This window comes from Halorubrum sp. T3 (genome assembly GCF_000296615.1).
GTDB classification, from domain to species: domain Archaea; phylum Halobacteriota; class Halobacteria; order Halobacteriales; family Haloferacaceae; genus Halorubrum; species Halorubrum ruber.
The window spans coordinates 1,035,232-1,058,123 of record NZ_JH815329.1 but is presented as its reverse complement, the minus strand read 5'-3'; the positions used below and the strand labels follow the sequence as shown (position 1 = coordinate 1,058,123).

The window sequence follows — 22,892 nt, the reverse complement described above, 5'->3', positions numbered from 1 at the left end:
ATGGACGCCACGGCCACGACCTATCTCCCGTACGCGCTGCTCGCGATGGGCGCGTACGCGCTCGTCTCCCCGCTGATGCGCGTCGCCACGACCGGTCCGAACGCGATCCCGAGCGACGTCGCCGTCGTCGTCTCGAACACGCTGCTCGTCGCCATGGCGGTCGGCGTGATCGCCTACACCGGGCAGGGCTTTACGACACACCTCGCGTCGCCGAAGCTGGCGCACGTGCTCGCGGCGGGCGTGTTCCTCGGGATCGGCATCCTCGCCCTCTACCGGTCGCTCTCTCTCGGCCCGGTGAGCGTCGTGACGCCCATCTTCGCGATGTTCCTCGTCTTCTCGGCGGTGATCGGCTTCCTGTTCCTCGGCGAGTCGTTCACGGCTCGGAAGGGGCTCGGGATCGTCTTCGCCGCCGCGGCCGTCTACCTCGTCTCCGGCGCCTGACCGGAGGAGGTCGATCCGAGGCCGCCAAACCCCGCCGATCCGGAACCGTCTGCCGCGTGACGAAACCCCTTTAGCCGCCAGCGGGAAAGGAGCGCACCCGCCGTGTCTCGCCTCCCGAGCTCCCTGCGCACGCTGATCTCATACGTCGCCGACCTCCCGAACCCGTTCCGCCTGCTAATCCTCTACATCGGCTTCGCCCTCGCGAGGGTCGGGCTGATCGACCGCCACCGCGTGGTCCGGACCACCGACCTCGCGTGGCCGCGGATCGTGACCGGGATCGCCCGGATGTCGAAGAACGCGGTCGACGTCGCGATGGTCGGCGTCGCGGTCGGTACCAGCGCTGTCGCCGGGGTCGGCTTCGCGGGGCCGTACTGGGGGCTCGCGTTCGCGCTCGGCGGCGGCGTCGCCGGCGGCACCATCGCCCTCGTCTCCCAGCGGTACAGCGCCGAGGCGTTTGTCGAGCTCGGCGACGCCGTCCGGTCGAGCGTGCTCCTCGTGATCGCGATCAGCGTCCCCGTCAGCGGCGCGTTCTGGCTGTACGCGCCGGCGTTCATCGACGTCCTAAGCAGCAACGAGGCGGCGATCGCCTACGGCGCCGACTACCTCCGCGTGGTCGGCCTCGGCGTCCCGTTCGCCGCGCTCAACCTCGTCGGCAGCCGCGTGCTGGTGGGCTGCGACGACGCCTACACCGCGATGCAGGTGCGGGCAGGCGGCGCGCTCGCGAACATCGTCCTCAGCGCGCTGTTCATCTTCGGCTTCGGCTGGGGCGTCGAGGGCGCCGCGGTCGGCACCGTCCTCTCGAACGTCCTCGCGGTCGCAGGGTTCACCGTCGGCCTCGTCCGCGGGAGCGCCCCGCTGGTCGGGGAGTTCCCGGTCGAAATCGACCCGGCCGGCTCGTATCTCAACCCCGGTATGCTCCGCGACCTCGTCGAGATCGGCGTGCCGGTCGGCGCGCGCAACCTCGTGTGGACGGCCGCCGAGTTCCCCATGCTCGCCATCCTCGACGTGTTCGGCGAGAACACCGTCGCCGCGTTCGTCATCGCCCGCCGCATCTGGGGGATCATGAACACGCCCGGCTGGGGATTCGGCCTCGCCTCCTCCAGCCTCGTCGGGCAGGAGCTCGGCGTCGAGCGTCCCGACGAGGCCGAGGCGTACGCCCGTGACATCATCCGCTTCTCGGTGGCGACGTACGCCGTCTCCGCGGTGCTGATCGCGACCTTCGCGACCGACATCGTCTCGCTGTTCGCCCAGTCGCCCACGAGCCCCGAGATCCCGATCGCCGTCGACCTCGTGTACGCGGCCTGCGCGGCCGTGATATTCCAAGGGGTCTCCGGCGGCGCGGCCGGTCCGCTCGACGCCGCTGGCGATACGAAGATCCCCTTCGCGAGCCAGTTCCTCGGCATGTTCTGCGTGTCGATACCCCTCGCGTACGTCGGCGCACACAGCTCGACGCCGGCGATCGACCTCCCTCTCGTCGGGGTCACGATCCCGGAGGTCGCGCTGCCCGCGATCGGCCTGTGGGGCTTGTACCTGGCGTTCATGGCCGAGACGACGATCCCCGCCGCGATCAACTACCTGCGGTTCCGCTCGGGCAAGTGGAAGAAGATCAGCGAGGCGTACCGCCCCGAGGCGACCGCGGACGACTGAGGCGGCCGGCGAGCCGATCGCCGCTCCTCGAGTCACGTGCGGGCGCCGTGTGAGCGAAATAGTATTTTATATACTACACACTACTCGAAAAGTAAGAATCTGGAAAAGTCCAATCGGCGCTCGCTGCGGGATCAGTATTGGATGGTAGGCACAATAGTTATGCGGCAGCGACACTGATAATTCGGTATGATGAACTGCGAGAAAGCGCGGTTGTTCGGGTCGGCACTGGTACTGTTACAGGGCGTCGTGACGGCGCTGTTCCCACGGGCGAGCGTTCGCCTCACCAAGAAGATGATCGGGAAGAACTTCGATAACGCCGACGAGCTCGAGGCGACCCCGGCGTACATCCGGCAGCTGCGCGCGATCGGCGTGGGCATGATCGCGGCGGGCGGCACGGGCCTGCTGCTTCAGGACGCGGACGAGTTGGAGGCCGACCTCTCCGAGATCGCCGACGCGGCGGGGACCGAAGGCGACGAGTGACCGATTCGGATGGGAGGGCCGCGGGGAAGCGCCCGACGCGCGGCTCCGAGTCGGCCATCGCCGGTCCCGATTCGGCGCCATCCCGCGTGCGAGGACGGAAGCCGGGGCGGGCCGCTCCGCGGAGCGTTCGACGGCGCTAGGCGCCGGCTTTCGGACCGCGTGGTCGGCAACCGAGAACGCCCCGCACGCTTTTGGTCGGTCTCTGAGAGGGTACGCTCGTGAACGACGAGCTATTCGAGCGGATCCTGATACCGATCGCGGGCCCCGACGACGCCGAGGCCACGGCTCGGGCGGTTCGACCGCATCTCGACCCGGGCACGACGCTCATCGTGACGCACGTGACGCGGGGCGAGAGCGGCGAGACGACGATCAAGACGGGTCGAGACGAGTTCGCGGGAGCGACCTATGATACTTTTTTCGACATCCTCTACCGAGACGACCTCGAGTTCGAGTGGCTGACGCTCGAGGCGCAGGAGGTCGCGGCGGGTCTCATCGACGCGGTCGGCATGACCGAGGCGACGCTCGTCGCCTTCACTCCCAGAGACATCGACAGCTGGAAACGGACGATCACCGGTGACCCCGGCGGCCGCCTCATCCGAGAGGCGGACGTTCCGGTGATGGTCTTCCCGGACCGGCGCGCGTGACACGCGACCGGCGCACAGGCACCTCGAACAGTCGGGCGGGGTGAGGGAGAGCTCCACTGCCGCGGTGACCGCCTGCCGCCGTCTCGGACCGCGGTCAGACGACAGGTAACACGCCGCATTCGGCGTCTCGACGCCTGCCCGGCCCGAGCCCGAAACCGCTACGATTCGTTCGCGGACGACTCGACGAGGTCCGCGAAGTTGGCGAGCGTTCGGGTGGCGGTGGAGTCCTCGAAGGCGTCGTCGGCCGCCTCCCAGTCGTCGTACTCGTCCGCGATCCGAGGAGTGAATTCGGGGTGGTACTGGACCGACCAGACCGGCCGGTCGCGGTGTCGAGTCGCGAAGTACTCGTAGTAGTCCGCCCGCCCGATGACCTCCATCCCGTCGCCGAGCTCCGTCACGACGTCGGAGTGAAGGACGGGCACGCTCGGTTCGACGCCGTCGAACAGCGGCTCGTCGGCGTCGAGTTCGGCGTCGCGAAGCTGGAGGCGGGACGTCCCGCTGTCTACGACCTCGCCGCCGAGGGCGGCGTTCAGAATCTGATGGCCGAAACAGATGCCGAGCGTCGGGACGCCCTCCGCGACGAGCCGACGCGCGAACCGCTTCTGGGCCGCGATCCACGGCTGGTCGGGCTCGTCGTACACGCCGACCTCGCTGCCGCCGATGACGACGCCGTCCACGTCGTCGAGGCTCGGGTCGCCGTCCTCGTGCGGGTAGCGGTACGCGCGGGCGTCGGGGAGGAAGTGGACGATCTCGTCGGCCATGTAGCCGCCGTCGACCGCGTTATCAAGTACCAATATCATCTGGGAGTTATTTAAGATGAACTGAACTCTTGGCAGGTACATGAGTTTCGATGCCGAAGCGGTACGTTCGGACTTCCCCGTGCTCGACCGACGCGTGAACGGGCACCCGCTCACCTACCTCGACAACGCCGCGACCACGCACACGCCCCGCCAAGTGTACGACGTCTTCGAGGAGTTCTACGCGGGGTACAACGCGAACGTTCACCGGGGGATCCACGAGCTCAGCCACGAGGCCTCGCTCGCCTACGAGGAGGCACACGACCGCGTCGCCGACTTCCTCGGCGCGGACGGCCGCGAGGAGGTCGTCTTCACCAAGAACACCACCGAGAGCATCAACCTCGTCGCGTACGGCCTCTCCCGGAACCTCGGCGAGGGCGACGAGATCGTCGCGACGGAGATGGACCACCACGCCACGCTGGTCACCTGGCAGCAGATCGCCAAGCTCACGGGCGCGACCGTCCGCCACATCCCCGTCACGGCCGACGGCCACCTCGACATGGACGCCGCCCGCGACCTCGTCACCGACGACACCGCGGTCGTCGCTGCGCCCCACGTCTCGAACGTGCTCGGGACGGTCAACCCCGTCGCCGAGCTCGCGACACTCGCGCACGACCACGATGCGTACGCGGTCGTCGACGGCGCCCAGTCCGCCCCGACGCGGCCCGTCGACGTGGGGGAAATTGACGCGGACTTCTTCGCGTTCAGCGGCCACAAGCTCGCCGGACCCACCGGGATCGGGGGGCTGTACGGGAAACGGGAGATCTTAGCGGAGCTCGACCCGTTCCTGTTCGGCGGAGAGATGATCCGGAACGTCACGCTCACCGATTCGACGTGGAACGAACTGCCCTGGAAGTTCGAGGCCGGCACGCCGCCGATCGCGGAGGGCATCGCGCTCGGCGCGGCCGTCGACTATCTCGAGGAACTAGGAATGGACGCCGTCCGCGACCACGAGAACGAGCTCGCGCAGTACCTCCTCCGAGAACTCGCCGACCGGGATTTCGTCCGGACGTACGGCCCCGGCGTCGGCGAGGAGCGCACCGGCCTCGTCTCGTTCAACGTCGAGGGCGTCCACGGCCACGACCTCTCCAGCCTCCTCAACGATCGAGGCATCGCCATCCGGGCCGGCGACCACTGTACGCAGCCGCTCCACGATCGGCTCGACATCCCCGGCTCCGCGCGGGCGTCCTTTTACGTCTACAACACCCGCGCGGACGTCGACCGCCTCCTCGACGTCGTCGACTCCGCGCGCGACGATCTGGACGCGTACCTCGCCTCCGACCGCTACCACGATCTCGTCAGCGAGCACTACCACCACCCCCGTAACCCGGGTGCCCTCACCGATCCGACGTTCGTGAAGTCATCCGAGGAGACGACCTGCGGCGACGACGGCGAGTTCCACGTCGCGATCGCCGACGGCCGCATCGAGGAGATCGCCTTCGAGAGCCGGAGCTGTGCGGTCAGCCGCGCCGTCGCCAGCCTCCTTTCAGAGCATCTCGAAGGCATGTCGGTCGAGGCGGTCGCCGACCTCGACGGGTACGTCGCCCGCGAGCTCGACGGGCAGTACCCCGACCTCCGACGCGAGTGCGTCGAAGGCCCGGAGGACGTCATCCGAGAGGCGGCCCGGGAGTACGTCCAGAAAAACAGCGCGTAGGACCGCTACCGCATCGTCTTTCGCGGCTCGGTCACTTCTCGTCGGCGTGCCGCACCTCGACCGCGACCCCCCGCGTCGACTCCGCCATCTCCGGGCCGGACATCGCGGCGCGGCCGACCGCGAACGCCTTCGGCCCCTCGACCACGACCTCGTCGCCCACCCGAATCTCGTCGGCGGCGTCGACGACGCCGGGCGCCAGCACCGAGCCGTGCGGGACGAACGCGTCGATCTCGACCCGCTTCGTCGGCGCGTCGCTCTCGACCCAGCGGCGCGCGCCGGCGAGGGTGAAGGATAGGGTGCCGTACTGGGGAACCATCGTCGCTAACTGCTCTCCTGGTTCGCCCTCGCGGCCCGCGTCGGGGTCGTCGGCCCACACCTGGAGCTTGGGGTAGCGCCCGGTGGTGCGAACGTCGGCCTCGCCCGGCCCGCCGAACAGGTCGTCGCCCGCGCCGTCACCGAGGAGGTAGTCGGCGATCGCGCGGACCGTGTTGTGCTCGCGCTCACGCTTGCTGTAGGCGGGCTCACCCTGAAGCGTCGCGTTCAGTTCCCCGAGCGACTCGTCGGTCGTGGGGTGGTTGACGCAGGTGTATTCGAACTCGACGTCGACGGCGGGGTCGGCCTCGACGCGCTCACAGATCTCGCGGTAGCCGTCCTCGGGGACGTGCGCGATCACGCGCGAGTAGTCGTTACGGTCGAGGTACCGCCGGAGGACCTCGGCGACGAACGAGATTTCGTCCTCGCTCCAGTCGCCGGTGACGACCGAGTCGTAGTGTTGCGCGGGGTAGGTCGTCTCCAGCTCCTGGGGCACCACGCCGATCGGCGAGGTCATCGAGACAGTGTGGCCGCGCCACTGGATCGCGTCGTGGAACTGGCGGTGGCTCTGGGAGTCGCTGTACGGCTTGGTGGCCGAACAGGGGACGAGGACGAGCGGCTGGTCGGTGAACCGGTTCCGGTACCGGCTCGTCACGCGGTCGGCGAACCGCCGGATCTCGACGCGGTCGAGCGTCTCGGCGCTCGCCGCCGTCACCTCGGCGTCGCGCATCAGGGGCGTCCGCTGTTCGAGGTACCCCCACTGATCGTCGAACTCGCGGAACGCGGCCGTGAGCCACCCCTCGTGGCGCGCCTGTCCCTCGATATAATCACGCAGGCGACCCGACCGAATGCGCTCGCGCACGCGGCGGAGTTCGGCGCGCAGCGCGTTCACGTTGTGGTCGGCGCAGTCGGCGCGCGTGAACTCGCTCCGGGGCTTCGCGCAGGCCGGACAGGCGCAGGGGAGCTCGTCGAGGTCCTCGAGGAAGTGTTCCGCGTCGGCGGTGAGGTACATCCCCTGTGTCCCCTTCGTCCGCGCGAGCGTCTCGTCGACGAGGTCGACGCCGGCGTACGCGAGGAGGGCGACGTTCCGCGGCGTGGCGACGCCGGAGAGACCGAGCGCGGCGTCCGGCGGCAGGGCCTCTTTCGCCCGAACGATCGCGTCCCGGAACCCCTCGCCGTGGCCGACGAACCCCTGCGCGTCCGAGAGGAGGTACGCGTCGGCGCCCACGTCGCGGGCGCTCCGGCTGTCGACGACCGCCGCGGAGGGGAACTCTGCGTCCGGATGCTCGACCGCGAACGACTCGCGCACCTCGTCGCGCGTGCCGGCCGGGAACGACCGGTGCGGGAGCACCGTCAGCGCGCTCTCGTCGCCGTTGGGCACCTCGCGGTGGCCGGCCCAGAGGCTCCCGGCGTCGTCGAGGAACGGGTCCGCGAGCGCCGGCGTCGTCACGGGGTCGGCGAGGCGGACCGCCCCGAGGCGGGCGGCGCCGTCGCGCTCGTGGACCTCGAAGTAGTCGGTCATACCACCACTCGCGCGGGGACGGTCAATTCTCTTGTGTTCCGCGGACGCGCCGCGGACCGGGAGACGGGAGACGCGCCTCGGCGCAACTGTTAGGCGGGACGCGGCCGATGGATCGGCATGGACCCGACCGGCCCGTGGGACCGCGACCGCGTCGACGAGTTCCTCGCCGACGCGTGCGTCCCGGTCCGCCTCGGCTGCCGCACGCCGAGCGACCGCCCGTGGATCGTCTCGCTGTGGTTCGCGTGGGACCCGGACGCGGGGACCGGGCCCGACGCCGAAACCGGTTCCGGCGACTCCGTCGGCGCGATCCGCTGCGCGACGAGCGCGAGCGCGGACCTCGTCGAGTTCGTCGAACACGACGACGAGGTCTCCTTCGACGTGTCGACGAACGACCCGCCGTACAAGGGGGTCCGCGGCCGTGGCCGCGCGACGGTCCGCCCGGACGACGACAAGCGCCTCCTCCGGTCGCTCCTGACCAAGTACCTCGGCGGGACCGACAACGCGACCGCGGACCGGCTCCTGCGGCCCGAACGCGACGAGGTGGAGATCCGGATCGAGCCCGAGCGGCTCCACGCGTGGGACTACTCGGAGCGGATGGGGCCGGCAGAGGAGTGAGGCGAGCGCGGGCGGCCGGTCTCGGACCGGTTCGCGTCGCTCTCCGCGAGGCGATCGTTTAAGCTGTCGCCGAGCCACCCACGGGTATGAGCGCTCTCGAAAGCGACGAGTACCGCGCGTTCCGCCGCGACCTCCACCGCCACCCGGAGCCCGCGTGGCGCGAGTTCTACACCACCGCCCGCATCGTCGAGGAGCTACGCGAGCGGGACCTGACGGCGCTTCACCTCGGGCCCGACGCGCTGGCGACCGACGAGCGCCTGAACGTCCCCGACGACGAGGAGTTGGCGGAGTGGGAAGCGCAGGCCCGCGAGGCGGGCGCCGACCTCGAAATTCTCGACCAGCTCTCGGGCGGCTACACCGGCTGCGTCGCGGTCGTCGAGCGCGGCGACGGCCCCGTGGTCGGCCTGCGCGTCGACATCGACGGCCTCCCGATCACGGAGTCGGAGTCCGGCGACCACGTCCCGGTCGGGGAGGGGTTCCGCTCCGAACACGAGGGGTTCATGCACGCCTGCGGCCACGACGCCCACGCGACGATGGGGCTCGGCGCGCTCGACGCCGTCCTCGACTCCGACTTCTCCGGGACGCTGAAGGTGTTCTTCCAGCCGGGCGAAGAGCAGATCGTCGGCGGCAAGCCGATGGCCGAGTCGGGCCACCTCGACGACGTCGACTACCTCTACGCGGTCCACGTCGGCCTCGACCACCCCTCCGGCGAGGTCGTCTGCGGCATCGAGGGGTTCCTCGCGGTGCGGCACTTCCTCGCGGAGTTCTCCGGCGAGCCCGCGCACGCCGGCGCGCGCCCCGAGCAGGGCCGGAACACGGTCCAGGCGATGGCAGCCGCGATCCAGAACCTCTACGCGATCCCGAGACACGCCGACGGCCCCACGCGGGTGAACGCCGGGCTCGTCGGTGGCGGCACCGCGACGAACATCATCCCCGAGGAGTCGTACATCGAGGGCGAGGTGCGCGGGCAGACGACCGAGCTCGCCGAGTACATGTCCGACCGCGCCGACCGGGTCCTCGACTCCGCAGCGGAGATGCACGACTGCGAGGTCGACGTGTCGACGCTCGGGGAGGCGCCCAGCGCGACGAGTGACGACGCGCTCGCCGAACTCGTCGGTGAGTCCGCGAGCGACGTGGCGGGCGTCACGAACATCGTCGACAGCGACGAGCTCGGCGGCTCCGAGGACGCCACCTACCTGATGAACTACGTCCAAGAGCAGGGCGGGCTCGCCTGCTACCTCGGCGTCGGCACCGACCACCCCGGCGGTCACCACACGACCAACTTCGACGTTGTGGAGGACGACATCGCGATCGGCATCGACGTGATCGCCGGCGCGATCCGGCGCGTCGCCGAGACGCGGCCGTAGGGATCTGCGCCTTTTCTAACCAATATTAAAACCGGCTGCGACAGGGTTTATAAATGACTGCGGTGGCGCGTGCCTGCGAGCGGCCGCCACCGGCGGCCGCGAGGAGCCCGCGCGAGGGAGTCAGTCGCCCGGAGCGAAGCGACGGGCGACTGATGAGGCTGGGGAGGTGTGAGGTGCGGTGTGGAGTGGGGCGGGACTCGAAGGGGCAGCCGCGAGGCGGGCGCAGGCGACGCAAGCACCGCAACGAGGGAGCGGTAGCGACCGAGTGAGGAGCGCAGCGAGCGTGCGCCCGCCTCGCGGCTGGGGCTTCGGTGGTGTCGGTGTCGATCAACGGCTTATAAACAAAAGCGTACGGCCGAGCGACTGGGGCTTCGGTGGTGTCGGTGTCGATCGGTCATTTATAAACGGCCGCGTACAGCCGAGCGGTTGAGACTTTGGCAGTGTCGGTCGGCTATTTATAAGTAAAACCGTACAGCCGAGCGGCTGGGGCTTTGATGAACGTCACCCCCACAGTCGCCTATTTAAAAAAAAGCCGACCACGAGTCCGCCTCTCGGACCCTCGCAGCTCAGAACGTCAGGTGCGAACTCGAAGCCGGCCCCTGGTCGTCGCCGTCGTCGTCCGGGAGCCCCTCGTAGAGGTACGTGAGGTCGTCATCGATCAGAAACACCGCGCCGTCGCGCACCTCGACGTCGATCGAGCGGAGCGTCGTGCCCGCGGCCTCGCCGTTGTCACAGGAGCCCTCGCACGTATCGAACGCCGAGCCGTGCTTCGGGCAGACGACGGAGCCGCCGCGCGTCACGGCGCCCACACCCTCGCGGTGGAGGCGCTGGTCCTCGTGGGTACACCGGTTGATCCACGCGCGGACCGGCTGGTCCTCGCCGGTCCCCGCACCCCCATCCGGCTCGTCGGCGCACGGCACGAGGAACACCTCACGGTCTTCGTCGCCCTCGCGGGCCGTGAACGCCCACGACCCCTCCTCGCGCACCGTCTCGACGGCCGTCAGTCGGTACCCGCTCACGCCTCAGTACTTCGCGTCGGCGCCGGTCGTCTCGTACACGCGGTCCATGATGTCGTCGCGCTCGCGGGTCCAGTTCGCCATCGCGGCGGGGCTCGTCGGGTACTCGTCGTAGTGGCCGATCAGCTCGTCCGCCAGCGACTTCGTCTGGTAGAAGTTCCGGATCGTCCCCCAGTAGCCGAACGACTTGACCGCGGCCTTCAGCTTCAGCCCGAATGACATCGAGGTCGACCCCTCGTACAGCGCCTCCGCGAGCTTCTCGCCCGGCAGCGACGCCAGCAGGCCCATCAGGTCGTCGACGTCGACCGCGGTCGAGAGGACGTTGTACACGTCGAGGCCGGCGTAGCGCCCGCCGAAGTGGTCCATCACGCGGGCGTTGTACCGCCAGAGGTTCTCCTCGCTGACGTCGCCGTCGGAGATCGCCTTCACCGCCTGCTCGCCGGCGTACTTGCCCGCGTACGCCGCGCCGGCGATGCCGCCGCCGGTGGTCGGGTTCACGTGGCCGGCGGCGTCGCCGACCGCCATGTATCCCGGCGCGACCGCGGAGTCGTACGGGCGGCGCGTCGGCAGCGCGGCGCCGAGCTTGTCGCGCACCTCCGCGCCCTCGAACTCGGGGCGGTCCCGGAGGTCCTGCTTCAGCGACTCGACGAGCTGCATCGGCTCCTCGGTCATCTGGAAGCCGAGCCCGGCATTGATCTCCGTCGCCGTCCGCGGGAAGTACCAGAGGTACCCCGCCGCGCGGTCGGTCGCCTTGAACACGAGGGCGTCGTCCCACTCGACCGGCTCCGGCACGTCGACGATCTCGCGGTACGCCGAGCAGAACTGCGAGTACCGGACGTTCGTGTCGAAGGTGGTCCCCTCGAAGTCGGCCTTGTCCTGGAGCAGCGAGAGCGACCCGGCGCCGTCGATCACGACGTCCGCCGCGTACGTCCGCGGCTCGCCCTTCCGCACCGCGTGGAGCCCCGTGACGCGGCCGGTCTCGTCCTGTAACACGTCGTTGATGACGGTGTCGTAGTGGAAGTCGACGCCAGCGTCCTCGGCGCCGGCGATAATCTGACGGCCGTACTCCCAGCGGTCGATGACGGCGAGCTCGCCGGGCACGGGGATCTCCAAGACCGTGTCCTCCTGCGGGATCTCGAAGCGGCCGTGGTCGACGCCGGTGTTCGTGAACGCCGGCTCCAGCCGGTCTTTGGGGATCGCCTCGGGGAAGGCGTCGGCCCCCTTCAGAGCGTCGCCGCAGGCGATGTGGCCGGCCTCCTCAGCGTCCTTCCGCTCGACGATGACGACGTCGAGCCCCTCGTTCGCGATCGTCGCGGCGGCGTAGCAGCCGGCGGTGCCGGCGCCCGCCACGACGACGTCGTACTCGTCGATATCCATTACCGGACCGTGTCGTGCGCCCGGCAAAACTCTTTGCTCCCGTTTCGGTCGGACGCGCGGGGACGGATTCCGTCGACGACCGGCTGCGCGGCCGGTCGGTGTTCGGTGCCTAACTGTTCAGGCTCACCGTTTAACGGGCCGGCGGCGAACGCATCGGACATGGGGCAACTCGATCAGATCGACGCGGACCGCCTCCGGGCGTGGCTCCCGGAGGTCCGCTCGTCCGAGGCGACCGCGGCGCTGATGGTCGCCGTCGCGTACGACCGTGGCATCGGGACCGGAGAGCTCGCCTCGTGGTACGACCGCTCCGAGGAGTGGGTCGAGGAGACGATCGCGGCGCTCGACTCGCCCGGATTCGTCTCGACCGTCGCCCGGTTCGAAGGAGTCGACATCGAGGCGGTCGCCGACGAGTCGAACCTCGCGCCGACGACGGTGCGCGACTGGTTCGACGACCTCGCCGACGAGCCGGTCTCCGAGGCCGCCGACGTGGTCCGGCGATACGCGGAGGGATCCGTCGAACCGGTCCGCACCGGTTCGCCGTCGACCGTCTACCACCTCGACCGGAGCGTCATCGCCGAGCGGGGCTGGTCGATCGACGACGAGGACCTCTTCGAGAAGGCGGCCGACGCCGACCTCGACCTCCCGGAGTACGGGCGCTTCCTCGTCGAGCCCGGCGAGTCGATCCTCGAAGCCGCGGAGCGCGGCGGTCGCTCGTGGCCGTACGCCTGCCGCGGCGGCGCCTGCTCGAACTGCGCGGTCGTCGTCGTCGAGGGCGACGTGGCGATGCCCGGGCAGTCGATCCTCTCCGACGAGCAGATCCGCGAGGCGAACGCCCGGCTCTCCTGCGTCGGCGTCCCGATAACCGACGAGGTCGAGATTGTCACCGGTGTCGGCGACGCCGACGACTTCGCCGACCTGCGGCTGCCGTCGCCGGCCGACGAGGCCGGCGCGTCGGACTGACCGCGAGGCGGTGCGGGCGGCGCGGGCGGCGGTGGCCCTCGCCGGGCTCACTCCTCGGTCTCGTAGTGCTCGCCCGCGGCCTCGGGGATCTGCGTCCGGCCGACTAAGGCGAGGACGACGATCACGACGACGTACGGGATGGTCTGGACCAGCGTGTCGGGGACCGCGTAGCCGAGCTGCTGGAGCCGGATCTGCATCGCGTCGAGGCCGGCGAACAGCACGCCCGCGCCGAGCGTCCCGAGCGGGTTGTAGTTGCCGAACAGGTACGCCACGATGGCGATGAACCCCTTCCCCTGGACCATCGTCTCGCCGGAGCCGACGAACTGGCCGATCGACAGCGCCAGCGCCGAGCCGCCGACGCCGGAGAGGACGCCCGAGAGCAGGACGCCGGCGTAGCGCACCTTCGAGACGGAGACGCCGACGGTGTCGAGCGCCTTCGGGTTCTCGCCGGCCGCCCGGAGGTGTTTGCCGAACGCGGTCCGGTTCAGCAGCCACCACGAGCCGAGGGTCGCGAGGACCACCATGGTCGCGGAGTACTTCCACCCGACGCTCACGCCGAGGTTCGGCGTGTTGACGCCGCCGAAGAACACGGTCGACATGAACGGCGCGAGCCCGAGGGCGATGAGCCAGACGGCCAGTCCGGCGATGATCTGGTCGGCCTTGAACTCGATACAGACGACCGCGAACACCGCCGCCAGGAACGTCGACGCCGCGATCCCGGCGAGGAACGCGATCCCGAGCGCCGGGACGCCGAGGACGGCGTTGCCGACGCCCACGACCGACGCGGCGTACACCGACACGAACGCCGAGATGATCAACAGTCCCTCCAGCCCGATGTTGATGACGCCCGACTTCTCCGCGAAGATGCCGCCGAGGCCGGCGAGCACGATGGGCGCCGCGAGCCGCGCCGTCGACTTCGCCGTGCTGGTCGAGAAGACGATGCCGGCGAGGTCGCCCGCGACCGAGGCGGGGAACGCGAGCCCAAGCACGCCGAGGACCGCGAGCACGCCGACGGTGCCGACGACCAGCGAACGCACGTAGCTCGACTCGCTCGCGTCCTCGAGGAGCGCGGCCGGCGAGAGGGGGTTACGCATCGGCCTCACCCCCGTCGCCGCCGGCGGACTCGTCGGGGTCCGCCGACCCCGAGCCGCCCGCGTCGCTCGCACCGCCCGCGCCGCCGACACCCGCGTACCGCCCGATCATCCGGAAGAACTCCGGCATCGCCACGAACAGGATTATGAGTCCGCGCAGCACGGCGACGAGCTCCGTGGGAACGTCGGTTCGGAACCCGATCTCCAAGGCGCCGCCCTTCAGGATCCCGAAGAGGAACGCCGCCGGCAGCACGCCGAGCGGGTTGTTCCCGGCGAGTATCGAGACGGTGATCCCGTCGAAGCCGAGGTCCGGGACTGAGGCCATCCACCGGCCCTCGGACATCAGCACCCACACCGAGCCGCCGACGCCGCCGAGCGCGCCGGAGAGCGTCATCGCCCGCACTGTGGTGAGCTTCGCGTTCACGCCGCCGTACTCGGCCGCGGCGGCCTGGACGCCGCTCGTCCTGAGGTCGTACCCGAGCGAGGTGTGCTCGACGAAGTAGTAGAGCGCGCCGATGAAGGCGACCCCGACGAGCAGCGCGATCAGCGTGAAGTCGGTCGACGGCGGGAACAGCACCGACGGGAACTGCGCGTACTCCGGGACGTACCGGGTGGCGACCACGGAGGAGCCCTCGGCGCGGAACACCTCCAACACGAGCACGTACGCGACGTTCGCGGCGACGAAGTTGAGCATGATCGTCGTGATCACCTCGTTGGCGTCGGCGTACGCCTTGAGGGCGCCGGGTATCGCGCCCCAGACGCCGCCGCCGACGGCGCCGGCCGCGGTCCCGACGACGATCAGCACGAGGCCGGCGACGGGGCCGGCCGGGAGGAGCGGCGCGAGCGCCAGGACCGTGAGCGCGGTCGAAAGTGCGCCGACGACGAGCTGCCCCTGCGTCCCGATGTTGAACAGGCCGGCGCGGAAGGCGACGGCGACGGAGAGCCCGGTGAAGATCAAAAGCGTCGTCTCCGAGAGCGTCAGGCCGAACGAGAGGTTGAACGGCGTCCATCCCGGGTTGAACAGGCCGGGATCGCCGACCGCGAACGGGTAGCCGAGCGCGCCGTTGAACAGCACCACGTACACCTCGAACGGATTATAACAGAACCCCAGCCCGGTGATCGGCATCGTCCAGGCCGCGGTCGAACACTCGGCTATCCGGCCGGAGACGAGCACGAGCGCGAAGCCGACGAGTATCGAGAGGAAGATGGCGGCGACGCTGATGACGAGCCGCTCCGCGACGCTCCGGTCGACGAACGGCGCGACCACGCGGGCGAAGACGGAGGGATCCCCGTCCGCGTCGGGGTCCGAGTCGCTCACGCGTCCACCCCCTCGTCGCCGCCGGTCGCTCCGTCGATCCCGTTACCCGACGCGTCGTCCGCGCCGTTGCTCCCGTCGCGCGACGTGTCGTCCGTCCCATCGCCCGCGGCATCGTGGATCGCGGCCCCCTCGACGGAGTCGTCGTCGAGCGACTCGCCGGCCATCAGCAGCCCGATCTCCTCTTCGGTCACGGTCGCGGGGTCGACGATCCCGGTGAACTCGCCCTCGTGCATCACCGCGAGTCGGTCGGAGAGTCCCTGTACCTCGTCGAGCTTCGAGGAGACGAGGAGGATCGCCTTCCCCTCGGCGCGCAGTTCGAGCAGCCGGTCGTGGAGGAACTCCGTCGACCCGATGTCGACGCCGCGGGTCGGGTGGGTGGCGACGACCAGCTCCGGGTCGCGCTCGAACTCGCGGCCGACGATGAACTTCTGCTGGTTGCCGCCCGACAGCGACTCGGCCTCCGCCTCGGCGTCCGGTGGGCGAACGTCGTACTGCTCGATGACCGACTCGGCGTGGTCGCGGGCGGCGGGCCAGTCGAGCCGGCCGCCGTTCGCGAACGGCGGGTCGTGTTGGCTCCCGAGGATTCCGTTCTCGACGAGGTCGTACGACATCACGAGGCCGCGCTCCTGTCGGTCCTCGGGGATGAACGCCATCCCGCGGTCGATCCGGTCGCGGCGCGTCTTCCCGACCATCGACTCGCCCCGGTAGCGGACGTCGCCGGACGCGGCCTTGCGAAGGCCCGTAATCGCCTCGACGAGCTGCGACTGGCCGTTGCCGTCGACGCCCGCGACCCCCAAAATCTCGCCGCCCCGGAGCTCGAAGGAGAGGTCCGAGACCGCCTCGACGCCCCGGTCGTCCTCGACGTTGAGGTCCGTCACCTCCAGCACGTGGTCGCCCGCCTCCTGCGGCGACGTCGCGGGCTCCATCAGCACCTCTCGGCCGACCATCATCTCCGCGAGCTCCTCGCGCGTCACGTCGGCCGCGGCGACGGTACCGACGTTGACCCCGTCGCGGAGGACGGTGATGTCGTCGGCCGCCGACAGCGCCTCGCCGAGCTTGTGCGAGATGAAGATGATCGTCTTCCCCTGCTCGGTGAGCTCGTCGAAGACGCCGTACAGCTCGTCGACCTCCTGCGGCGTCAACACCGCGGTCGGCTCGTCCATGATGAGCACGTCGGCGCCGCGGTACAGCGCCTTCAGGATCTCGACGCGCTGCTGTTCGCCGACGGAGATGTCGGCGATGGTCGCGTCCGGGTCCACGTCGAACCCGTAGCGCTCGCTCAGTTCGACGACGGCCTCGCGGGCCGCCTCCCTGTCGACGCGCAGTCCGCCCCAAGTCTTCGGCTCGTTGCCTAAGACGACGTTCTCCCACACCGTCATCGGGTCGACCAGCATGAAGTGCTGGTGGATCATGCCGACGCCGGCGTCGATCGCGTCCCGCGGCGAGTCGAACGACTGCGGCTCGCCGTCGAGGCGGACGGTCCCCTCGGTCGGCTGGTAGAGGCCGTACAGCACGTTCATCAACGTGGTCTTGCCGGCCCCGTTCTCGCCGAGCAGGGCGTGGACGCTCCCGCGCTCGACCGCGAGATCAACGTCGTCGTTCGCGACGACCCCGGGGAATCGCTTCGTGATGCCGTCCAAGTGGACCGCCGGGTTCATTCACCCGTAACTCCGCGTCGGAGCCTAAAAACGCGCGGATTCCGAGGCGCTACACGCGGTACTGTCTATCGGCCGACCGGAGCCGCAGAAAGGCCGCGTTTTCGGGGTCGGCCCGGAGCGCCCGGCAGGCGTCGGGTTCGGAGCGCGTGTCCGGGCCTCGTAGCCGTCTTGCCTCAGTTGCTCGTCGTCTCCGGGACCTCGATGTTCCCGGCGATGATCTCGTCGCGCGCGTCCGCCACGGCCGTCGTGATATCGTCCGGGACCTCGCCGCCGATCTGGTCGCCGTAGACGCACTCGACGCCGTTGGATTCGAGCCCGAGCGCCGTCGTCGAGCCGCCCTGGTGGGCGTCGTCGATGACGTTCGAGATCGACTCGTACACCGCGGTGTCGACGCGTTTCACCATCGACGCCAGGATGACGTCGGCGAACGACTCGTTGGAGACCGACTGGTCCTGGTCGACGCCGAAGGCGAACCGGCCCTCCTCCTGTGCGGCCTGGAACACGCCGACGCCCGTCGCGCCCGAGGCGTGGTAGATGATGTCGGCGCCGCCCTGGTACATCGACAGCGCCGCCTCCTGCCCGCCCGTCGGGTCGGCGTAGCTGCCGACGTAGCTCGACGTGACGCTGACGTCCTCGGAGACGTGTTCTACGCCGGCCTCGAAGCCGGCCTGGAACCGGCGGATCACCGGGCTGTCGACGCCGCCGACGAATCCGACCTCCGTCGAGTCGGTGTCGGTGGCCCCCTCGCCCGCGGAGAAGTCGATCTGGGTCAGCCGCGCGGCGAGGACGCCCATCAGGAACGAACCCTCGTGCTCGCGGAAGAGGTAGCTCGCGACGTTCGGCTCGTCGACGACGGTGTCGACGATCATGAAGTCCTGGTCGGGGTAGTCGGGCGCGGTCTGGCTCAGCGCGTCGCCCTGATTGAACCCGATGGTGGCGACCAAGTCGTACGCGGGGTCCGTCGACCCGGCGTACTGCTGCTGGAACTGCTCGAACTCGCCGGCGCCGTCCGGCTCCGACTCGTCGTAGGCGATGCCGAACTCCTCTTCGGCCTGGAAGATGCCCTGCTGGGCCGCGTCGTTGAACGAGTTGTCGCCGAGGCCGCCGTCGGAGTAGACGATACCGACCCGCGCCGGCACCTCGCCGTCGCCCCCGTCTCCCCCGTCGCCGCTCGGGCCGCCGCTACACCCGGCGAGGCCGACGAGGCCCGCTGCGCTTGCCGCCTTGATGAACCGCCGCCGATCGAAGTCGGATGCCATCTCACTCATAACCCCGTCGGAACGCGGCATAAATTCGTCGTTCCCGCCGCACCGAGGTGACACGTTCGTGAAAACAGCCGGCCGAATTACGGGGTAATCGCCGCTCGACCCCGGCTTCCGATCCACGTATCCGGATTTCTCACGATTGTAAACGTGACCAAACTCCCGAACGCCTGCGCCGACCGAACGCACCCGGCCTACGCCGCCGCGACCGCGTCCTCGACGACGTCCTCGACCTCGGCGACGAGGGCGTCGACGTCGTCGCTCTCGGCGTACACGCGGACGTACGGCTCCGTGCCGGAGGGCCGGACGAGCGTCCACGAGGCGTCCTCGAACTCCAGCCGGACGCCGTGGTCGGTGTCGACCGCGGCCTCGGGGAACGCGTCCGGCAGCGCCGTCTCCAAGCGGTCCATTACCGTCTCTTTCGCGTCGTCGGGGCAGGAGACGCTCACCTTGCGGTAGGGTCGCTCCGTGATCGGCGCCCGCAGCGCGTCGAGCCCTTCGTCGGCGACGAGGCGCGCGATCACCGCCGCGGAGGCCACGCCGTCGATCCACCCGCCGAAGGCGACGTGGATGTGCTTCCACGGCTCGGCGGCGAAGACGACGCGGGTGTCGTCGCCCACCTCGCCGGCGGCACCCGCCTCACCGACCACACCGGCCTCGCCGAGGGCGCCGGCCTCCGCAGCGTCCTCCCGCACCGCCGCGATCCCCTCGTGGAGCGCGCCGAGCCGCACGCGCTCGACGCGCCCGCCGGCCGCCCGGACGCGCTCGTCGATCCGACCGGAGGCGTTCGGCGTCGTTACCACGACGGGGTCCGCGGCGTCGCTCTCGCGGGTGTATCGCTCCGCGAGCACCGCAAGGACCGTGTCCTCGTGGACGACCTCGCCGTCCGCGTCGACGATCACGATCCGGTCGGCGTCGCCGTCGTGGCCGATTCCGAACGCGAACCCCTCCGTCTCGCCGTCTCCTTCGGCGCCGTCCCCTCCGCCGGTCGCCGGTCGACCCGGGTTCTCTACCCCCTCGTTCGCGTCGGCGACGAACGCGCGCAGGTCGGCGAGCGTCTCGGGGGTCGGCTTGCTCCCCCGGCCGGGGAAGTGGCCGTCGACGTTCCCGTTGAGCGTGACCACGTCGGCGCCCAGTTCGCGGAGGACGGTCGGCGTCGCGGGCGCGCTCATCCCGTTGCCGCAGTCGACCGCGATCCGGAGGCCGTCGAGCGGCGCGCCGAACCGCGACGCGTACTCGCGCACGTCGGCGAGATAGTCGTCGAGCGGGTCGATCCGCGCCGCCTCGGTCCACTCGTCCCACGGCGCGACCGACTCCTCGTCGGCCACCCGCGAATCCACGGCACGCTCCGCGTCGCGGTCGAACTCGACCCCGTCGCGGAACAGTTTGATCCCGTTGTCGGTCGGCGGGTTGTGCGAGGCCGTGAGCATCACGCCGTATCGACCCCGCGAGGCGTGCGCGAGCGCCGGGGTCGGAAGCCGACCGGCGCGGCGGACGTCGACGCCGCCCGCCGACAGCCCCGCCTCCATCGCGGCGGCGAGCGCCGGGCCGGTCACCCGGCCGTCGCGGGCGAGGACGACTTCGGGGTCGGGGGTCGACTCCGGGCTCGACCCCGGCGTCGGCTCCGCCGGCGACTCGTCGGCTCGCTCTCGGATCTCGGCGCCCACGGCCCGCCCGACTGCGAGCGCGAGCGCCGGCGTGACGCGGTCCTCGACGCCGCCGCGGATCCCGGCGGTTCCGAACAGGTCCATGTCGCCCACCTCGGCGCCCGGGAGTTAGTAGGCGTCGGTTGCGGGCGCGCGGCGGGTCGACTGAAGTCGGTCGCGGTCGGGTCGTTTAAGCGGGCCGCGGTCCCAACGTCGGCCGATGACCGACCGCGTTCGCGCGCACGTCTTCGTCTCGGGCCGCGTTCAGGGCGTCTTCTACCGAGCGAGCACCCGCGACGCCGCCCGCGAGGCGGGCGTCGACGGCTGGGTGCGGAACCTCGACGACGGCCGGGTCGAGGCCGTCTTCGAGGGGCCCGAGGGGGACGTCCGCGACATGGTGGCGTGGTGCGAGACGGGAAGCGAGGCCGCAGAAGTCGAGAGCGTCGACGCCGAGTACGGTGAGCCGGAGGGCGCCGAGGGGTTCGAGATCAGGCGGTGACGCGGCCGGATCAGTCGTCGTCCGCGGCCGCCGACTCCCCGGCCCCGGCGGCGCCCTCGGCGCCGCGGCCGGGGCCGTCCCGCACCCCGAGCTCCTCTAACGCGCGCAACACGACGATCGCCTCCACCACGTCGCGCTCCTCGGTGTAGGGGTCGTCGACCGCGTCGAGGGTCGCCTCGGCCTCCCGAGCCAGCCGCCCCTCCAGCTCGGTCTGGTCCGTCTCGGCCTTCGTCGCGGACAGCAGCGCCTCGTGGTCCTCGCGGAGGTCCAAGGAGACGTGCGCGGCGTTACACCGCGAGAGTGGATGCGTGTCCATCTCGATCGCGAGATCGCTCACGAGGTCCCAGTCGTCAGCGCAGAAGCGGAGCGTCACCGTGCCGACCACGTCGCGCCACGCGATCGGCCCGCCGTTCTCCATGAGCCGGAGCGCCCGCGGCGGCACGGCGATCCGCGTGTGCGTCTCCTCGCGGCCGCACAGACAGCAGGGGGTGTTCTTCAGTCCGGCGTACACGCAGATCGCTACGCGCCGGAGAAGGGTGTGCGTTTCGGCGGCGGTACGCCTTCGCGGCGCTCGTTTATAAATGAACAGTGCGGTGGCGCGTGCCCGCGAACGGCCGCCAGTGGCGGGCGTGAGCGGCACCGCGCGAGGGAGTCGGCCGGCCGGAGCGAAGCGGAGGCCGGCCGACGAGGTTGGGGAGGCGTGAGGCTGCGGATGCCGTGCTGGGCGGGACTCAAAGGGGCAGCCGCGAGGACGAAGGCGCGCGACGTAAGCACCGCAGGAGCGAGTGAAACGAGCGACGAGGAGCGCAGCGAGCGCACCGAGTCCTCGCGGCTGGGGCTTTGGAAGTGTTCGCAGCGGTAGGAACGACGTAGTGCCGAGCGGCTGGGGCTTTGGAAGTGTTCGCAGCGGTAGGAACGACGTAGTGCCGAGCGGCTGGGGCTTTGGAGGCGTTCGCGGTCGATCTGTCGGCGACGGCATATAAATAGGCCGCCACGGGGTCCAGTCTTATTTATAAATAGCCAACAGAAGCGTTTCCCAGATCCTACGCCTCACATTCGGCCAGCCACTCGTGGGCCCAGTCGTCGATCTCCTCGAAGACGGGGGCGAGCGACTCGCCTTTATCAGTTAAACTGTAGTACGTCGCCACCGGCGAGTCCTCCTCTAACCGCCGGTCGACGAACCCGGTCTCTTGGAGGTCGTCGAGCACGCGCGAGAGCGTGCGAGCGTTCGCGTCCGTCTCGCGCTTCAGTTCGTTGAACCGCGCCTCGCCGTTCAACAGCTCGTGGAGGACGACGAGCCGCCACTGCGATCCGATCTGCTCGATGGAGTCGATGACGGGGCAGGGGGTCTCGGGCGTCGTCGCCTCTGCCGCGGCGTCAGCGCCCGAATCAGCCGTCGCGTCAGCGCCCGAATCCGCCGTCTCCGCCGACTCTGCCGCCGAAAGGTCCTGTGATGACATCGGTGTTACCTACTAACCGTATTGTCCGGGAAGCGATAAATAGGTTACGTCCGTATAGCAGGTTACACGATGTTAGCTGAACTCGCGACGTTACCGCTCCAGTTCGACACCCCCCTCGCGGGCGAACTCTTCCTGCTCGGCCGGATCCTGTTCGGCGCGACGCTCGCGTTCATGGGGCTCAACCACTTCATGGACCTCGAGACGATGGCCGGCTACGCCGAGTTCAAGGGTCTCCCGGCCCCGCAGTTCTCGGTGATCGCTTCCGGCGCCGTCCTCGTCCTCGGCGGCCTCGGCGTCGCCGCGGGCGCGTTCCCCGTCCTCTCCGCCGGCGCGCTCGCCTTCTTCCTCCTCGCCTCCGCCGTGACGATGCACGACTTCTGGTCGATGGACGACCCCGAGGAGAAGCAGAACGAGATGACGAGCTTCCTGAAGAACGTCTACGGTGCCGGCGCCGCGCTGGCGTTCCTCGCCGTCGGCGGCAGCGCGTGGCCGTACGCGGTCGGCCTTGGCCTGTTCTGAGCCGTATACGCGAACTTTCCCGACCGACGCGCACGCGACGCTCCCTTTTCCAACCGCCTGACGACCGCGTCGAGCCCCCCGTACGACTAACTACCTCCCCGACGAGCGTTCACACAGATCATGACCGACGCGCCGCCGACGACCGGGCTCCACCACGTCACGAACATCTGTACCGACATCGAGGAGACCACCGCGTTCTACGAGGACATCCTCGGCTGGCACACGGTCAAGCGGACCCAGAACTACGACGACCCGGGGACGCCGCACTACTACTTCTCGCCGACGCCCGAAGGGAAGCCGGGGACCAACGTCACCTACTTCGAGTACCCGGACTCGCAGGGGACGCCCGGCCCGGGCGCGAGCTACCACTTCGCGTTCGGCGTCGAAGACGAGACGACCCTGAAGGAGTGGCAGGCGCACCTCGAATCCCACGACGTCGAGGTCTCCGAGGTGAAGGACAGAACCTACTTCAAGAGCATCTACTTCACCGACCCCGACGGGCTCGTCTTCGAACTGGCGACGCAGGGGCCGGGCTTCACCCGCGACGAGGACGACCCCGGCAGCGAGGTCATCGACCCGTTCGAGAAAGGTTACGAGAACTGAGACG

Annotated in this window: 22 protein-coding genes; 11 read left to right on the top strand and 11 right to left on the bottom strand. The window is 69.8% G+C overall.

Annotated elements, in window-relative coordinates:
- From B378_RS0107450 to B378_RS0107435, 4 genes are all read left to right on the top strand, one after another.
- Entirely contained in the window at positions 1-441 is a 441-nt protein-coding gene (locus tag B378_RS0107450) for an EamA family transporter (RefSeq protein ID WP_017343186.1), read from the top strand.
- A 102-nt stretch (positions 442-543) separates the two neighbouring features.
- Positions 544-2,088, top strand: a complete 1,545-nt coding sequence (locus B378_RS0107445) for an MATE family efflux transporter (RefSeq protein ID WP_017343185.1) — start codon at positions 544-546, stop codon at positions 2,086-2,088.
- 186 nt (positions 2,089-2,274) lie between these two features.
- Positions 2,275-2,568, top strand: a complete 294-nt coding sequence (locus tag B378_RS0107440; RefSeq protein ID WP_017343184.1) for a hypothetical protein — start codon at positions 2,275-2,277, stop codon at positions 2,566-2,568.
- Positions 2,569-2,786: 218 nt separating this feature from the next.
- Positions 2,787-3,212, top strand: a complete 426-nt coding sequence (locus tag B378_RS0107435; protein WP_017343183.1) for a universal stress protein — start codon at positions 2,787-2,789, stop codon at positions 3,210-3,212.
- 158 nt (positions 3,213-3,370) lie between these two features.
- Here the strand turns inward: B378_RS0107435 and B378_RS0107430 are convergent, their stop codons facing one another.
- Entirely contained in the window at positions 3,371-4,012 is a 642-nt protein-coding gene (locus tag B378_RS0107430) for a type 1 glutamine amidotransferase (protein ID WP_026046214.1), read from the bottom strand.
- Positions 4,013-4,052: 40 nt separating this feature from the next.
- Here B378_RS0107430 and B378_RS0107425 point away from each other — a divergent pair, with 40 nt between their 5' ends.
- Positions 4,053-5,663 carry a SufS family cysteine desulfurase gene (locus tag B378_RS0107425; RefSeq protein ID WP_017343181.1) on the top strand — a complete coding sequence of 537 codons (1,611 nt, stop codon included), beginning with the start codon at positions 4,053-4,055 and terminating at the stop codon, positions 5,661-5,663.
- A 31-nt stretch (positions 5,664-5,694) separates the two neighbouring features.
- On the opposite strand, the gene arcS is transcribed toward B378_RS0107425, so the two are convergent.
- Positions 5,695-7,497 carry an archaeosine synthase subunit alpha gene (arcS, locus tag B378_RS0107420; protein WP_017343180.1) on the bottom strand — a complete coding sequence of 601 codons (1,803 nt, stop codon included), beginning with the start codon at positions 7,495-7,497 and terminating at the stop codon, positions 5,695-5,697.
- A 117-nt stretch (positions 7,498-7,614) separates the two neighbouring features.
- On the opposite strand from arcS, the gene B378_RS0107415 reads away from it, so the two are divergent.
- The gene (locus B378_RS0107415) at positions 7,615-8,112 is read left to right on the top strand and encodes a hypothetical protein (protein WP_017343179.1); all 498 of its coding nucleotides are present in this window, start codon (positions 7,615-7,617) and stop codon (positions 8,110-8,112) included.
- A gap of 86 nt (positions 8,113-8,198) precedes the next feature.
- Complete coding sequence (locus tag B378_RS0107410) at positions 8,199-9,479, top strand: amidohydrolase (protein ID WP_017343178.1); 1,281 nt, start codon at positions 8,199-8,201, stop codon at positions 9,477-9,479.
- 566 nt (positions 9,480-10,045) lie between these two features.
- Here B378_RS0107410 and B378_RS0107405 read toward each other — a convergent pair.
- Positions 10,046-10,498: a Rieske 2Fe-2S domain-containing protein gene (locus tag B378_RS0107405; protein ID WP_017343177.1), complete on the bottom strand. Its 453-nt coding sequence runs from the start codon at positions 10,496-10,498 to the stop codon at positions 10,046-10,048.
- Between the two features lie 3 nt (positions 10,499-10,501).
- On the bottom strand, positions 10,502-11,872 hold the full coding sequence (locus B378_RS0107400; RefSeq protein ID WP_017343176.1) for a geranylgeranyl reductase family protein: 1,371 nt from the start codon (positions 11,870-11,872) through the stop codon (positions 10,502-10,504).
- 159 nt (positions 11,873-12,031) lie between these two features.
- Between B378_RS0107400 and fer the strand changes: the two genes are divergently transcribed.
- Positions 12,032-12,832 (top strand): ferredoxin Fer, encoded by an 801-nt coding sequence (gene fer, locus B378_RS17450; RefSeq protein WP_017343175.1) that lies wholly within the window; start codon positions 12,032-12,034, stop codon positions 12,830-12,832.
- A 47-nt stretch (positions 12,833-12,879) separates the two neighbouring features.
- Here fer and B378_RS0107390 read toward each other — a convergent pair whose 3' ends face one another.
- The 5 genes from B378_RS0107390 to B378_RS0107370 all read right to left on the bottom strand — a co-directional run bounded on the left by B378_RS0107390 (position 12,880) and on the right by B378_RS0107370 (position 19,912).
- On the bottom strand, positions 12,880-13,926 hold the full coding sequence (locus tag B378_RS0107390) for an ABC transporter permease (RefSeq protein WP_017343174.1): 1,047 nt from the start codon (positions 13,924-13,926) through the stop codon (positions 12,880-12,882).
- On the bottom strand, positions 13,919-15,241 hold the full coding sequence (locus tag B378_RS0107385) for an ABC transporter permease (protein ID WP_017343173.1): 1,323 nt from the start codon (positions 15,239-15,241) through the stop codon (positions 13,919-13,921). Before B378_RS0107385 ends, B378_RS0107390 begins: the two co-directional genes overlap by 8 nt.
- The gene (locus tag B378_RS0107380; protein WP_017343172.1) at positions 15,238-16,899 is read right to left on the bottom strand and encodes an ABC transporter ATP-binding protein; all 1,662 of its coding nucleotides are present in this window, start codon (positions 16,897-16,899) and stop codon (positions 15,238-15,240) included. The genes B378_RS0107385 and B378_RS0107380 overlap by 4 nt, the downstream gene beginning before the upstream one ends.
- Positions 16,900-17,072: 173 nt before the next feature.
- Complete coding sequence (locus B378_RS0107375) at positions 17,073-18,158, bottom strand: BMP family protein (protein WP_017343171.1); 1,086 nt, start codon at positions 18,156-18,158, stop codon at positions 17,073-17,075.
- 197 nt (positions 18,159-18,355) lie between these two features.
- Complete coding sequence (locus tag B378_RS0107370; protein WP_017343170.1) at positions 18,356-19,912, bottom strand: phosphomannomutase; 1,557 nt, start codon at positions 19,910-19,912, stop codon at positions 18,356-18,358.
- A gap of 115 nt (positions 19,913-20,027) precedes the next feature.
- On the opposite strand from B378_RS0107370, the gene B378_RS0107365 reads away from it, so the two are divergent.
- The gene (locus tag B378_RS0107365) at positions 20,028-20,306 is read left to right on the top strand and encodes an acylphosphatase (protein WP_017343169.1); all 279 of its coding nucleotides are present in this window, start codon (positions 20,028-20,030) and stop codon (positions 20,304-20,306) included.
- Between the two features lie 10 nt (positions 20,307-20,316).
- Here B378_RS0107365 and B378_RS0107360 read toward each other — a convergent pair whose 3' ends face one another.
- Positions 20,317-20,817 (bottom strand): hypothetical protein, encoded by a 501-nt coding sequence (locus tag B378_RS0107360; protein ID WP_017343168.1) that lies wholly within the window; start codon positions 20,815-20,817, stop codon positions 20,317-20,319.
- 532 nt (positions 20,818-21,349) lie between these two features.
- Complete coding sequence (locus B378_RS0107355; RefSeq protein WP_017343167.1) at positions 21,350-21,766, bottom strand: helix-turn-helix domain-containing protein; 417 nt, start codon at positions 21,764-21,766, stop codon at positions 21,350-21,352.
- A gap of 69 nt (positions 21,767-21,835) precedes the next feature.
- Here B378_RS0107355 and B378_RS0107350 point away from each other — a divergent pair, with 69 nt between their 5' ends.
- Together B378_RS0107350 and B378_RS0107345 are read left to right on the top strand one after the other, a co-directional pair.
- Positions 21,836-22,285, top strand: a complete 450-nt coding sequence (locus B378_RS0107350; protein ID WP_017343166.1) for a DoxX family protein — start codon at positions 21,836-21,838, stop codon at positions 22,283-22,285.
- Between the two features lie 120 nt (positions 22,286-22,405).
- Positions 22,406-22,888 carry a VOC family protein gene (locus B378_RS0107345; protein WP_017343165.1) on the top strand — a complete coding sequence of 161 codons (483 nt, stop codon included), beginning with the start codon at positions 22,406-22,408 and terminating at the stop codon, positions 22,886-22,888.
- Positions 22,889-22,892: the final 4 nt, after the last annotated feature.

Excerpts from the sequence above, each read along its gene's own strand:
- B378_RS0107450 (WP_017343186.1), top strand. The coding sequence starts at position 1 with ATGGACGCCACGGCCACGACCTATCTCCCGTACGCGCTGCTCGCGATG.
- B378_RS0107440 (WP_017343184.1), top strand. The coding sequence starts at position 2,275 with ATGATGAACTGCGAGAAAGCGCGGTTGTTCGGGTCGGCACTGGTACTG.
- B378_RS0107430 (WP_026046214.1), bottom strand. The coding sequence starts at position 4,012 with ATGATATTGGTACTTGATAACGCGGTCGACGGCGGCTACATGGCCGAC.
- B378_RS0107425 (WP_017343181.1), top strand. The coding sequence starts at position 4,053 with ATGAGTTTCGATGCCGAAGCGGTACGTTCGGACTTCCCCGTGCTCGAC.
- arcS (WP_017343180.1), bottom strand. The coding sequence starts at position 7,497 with ATGACCGACTACTTCGAGGTCCACGAGCGCGACGGCGCCGCCCGCCTC.
- B378_RS0107415 (WP_017343179.1), top strand. The coding sequence starts at position 7,615 with ATGGACCCGACCGGCCCGTGGGACCGCGACCGCGTCGACGAGTTCCTC.
- B378_RS0107410 (WP_017343178.1), top strand. The coding sequence starts at position 8,199 with ATGAGCGCTCTCGAAAGCGACGAGTACCGCGCGTTCCGCCGCGACCTC.
- B378_RS0107400 (WP_017343176.1), bottom strand. The coding sequence starts at position 11,872 with ATGGATATCGACGAGTACGACGTCGTCGTGGCGGGCGCCGGCACCGCC.
- fer (WP_017343175.1), top strand. The coding sequence starts at position 12,032 with ATGGGGCAACTCGATCAGATCGACGCGGACCGCCTCCGGGCGTGGCTC.
- B378_RS0107390 (WP_017343174.1), bottom strand. The coding sequence starts at position 13,926 with ATGCGTAACCCCCTCTCGCCGGCCGCGCTCCTCGAGGACGCGAGCGAG.
- B378_RS0107380 (WP_017343172.1), bottom strand. The coding sequence starts at position 16,899 with ATGAACCCGGCGGTCCACTTGGACGGCATCACGAAGCGATTCCCCGGG.
- B378_RS0107375 (WP_017343171.1), bottom strand. The coding sequence starts at position 18,158 with ATGGCATCCGACTTCGATCGGCGGCGGTTCATCAAGGCGGCAAGCGCA.
- B378_RS0107370 (WP_017343170.1), bottom strand. The coding sequence starts at position 19,912 with ATGGACCTGTTCGGAACCGCCGGGATCCGCGGCGGCGTCGAGGACCGC.
- B378_RS0107365 (WP_017343169.1), top strand. The coding sequence starts at position 20,028 with ATGACCGACCGCGTTCGCGCGCACGTCTTCGTCTCGGGCCGCGTTCAG.
- B378_RS0107355 (WP_017343167.1), bottom strand. The coding sequence starts at position 21,766 with ATGTCATCACAGGACCTTTCGGCGGCAGAGTCGGCGGAGACGGCGGAT.
- B378_RS0107350 (WP_017343166.1), top strand. The coding sequence starts at position 21,836 with ATGTTAGCTGAACTCGCGACGTTACCGCTCCAGTTCGACACCCCCCTC.
- B378_RS0107345 (WP_017343165.1), top strand. The coding sequence starts at position 22,406 with ATGACCGACGCGCCGCCGACGACCGGGCTCCACCACGTCACGAACATC.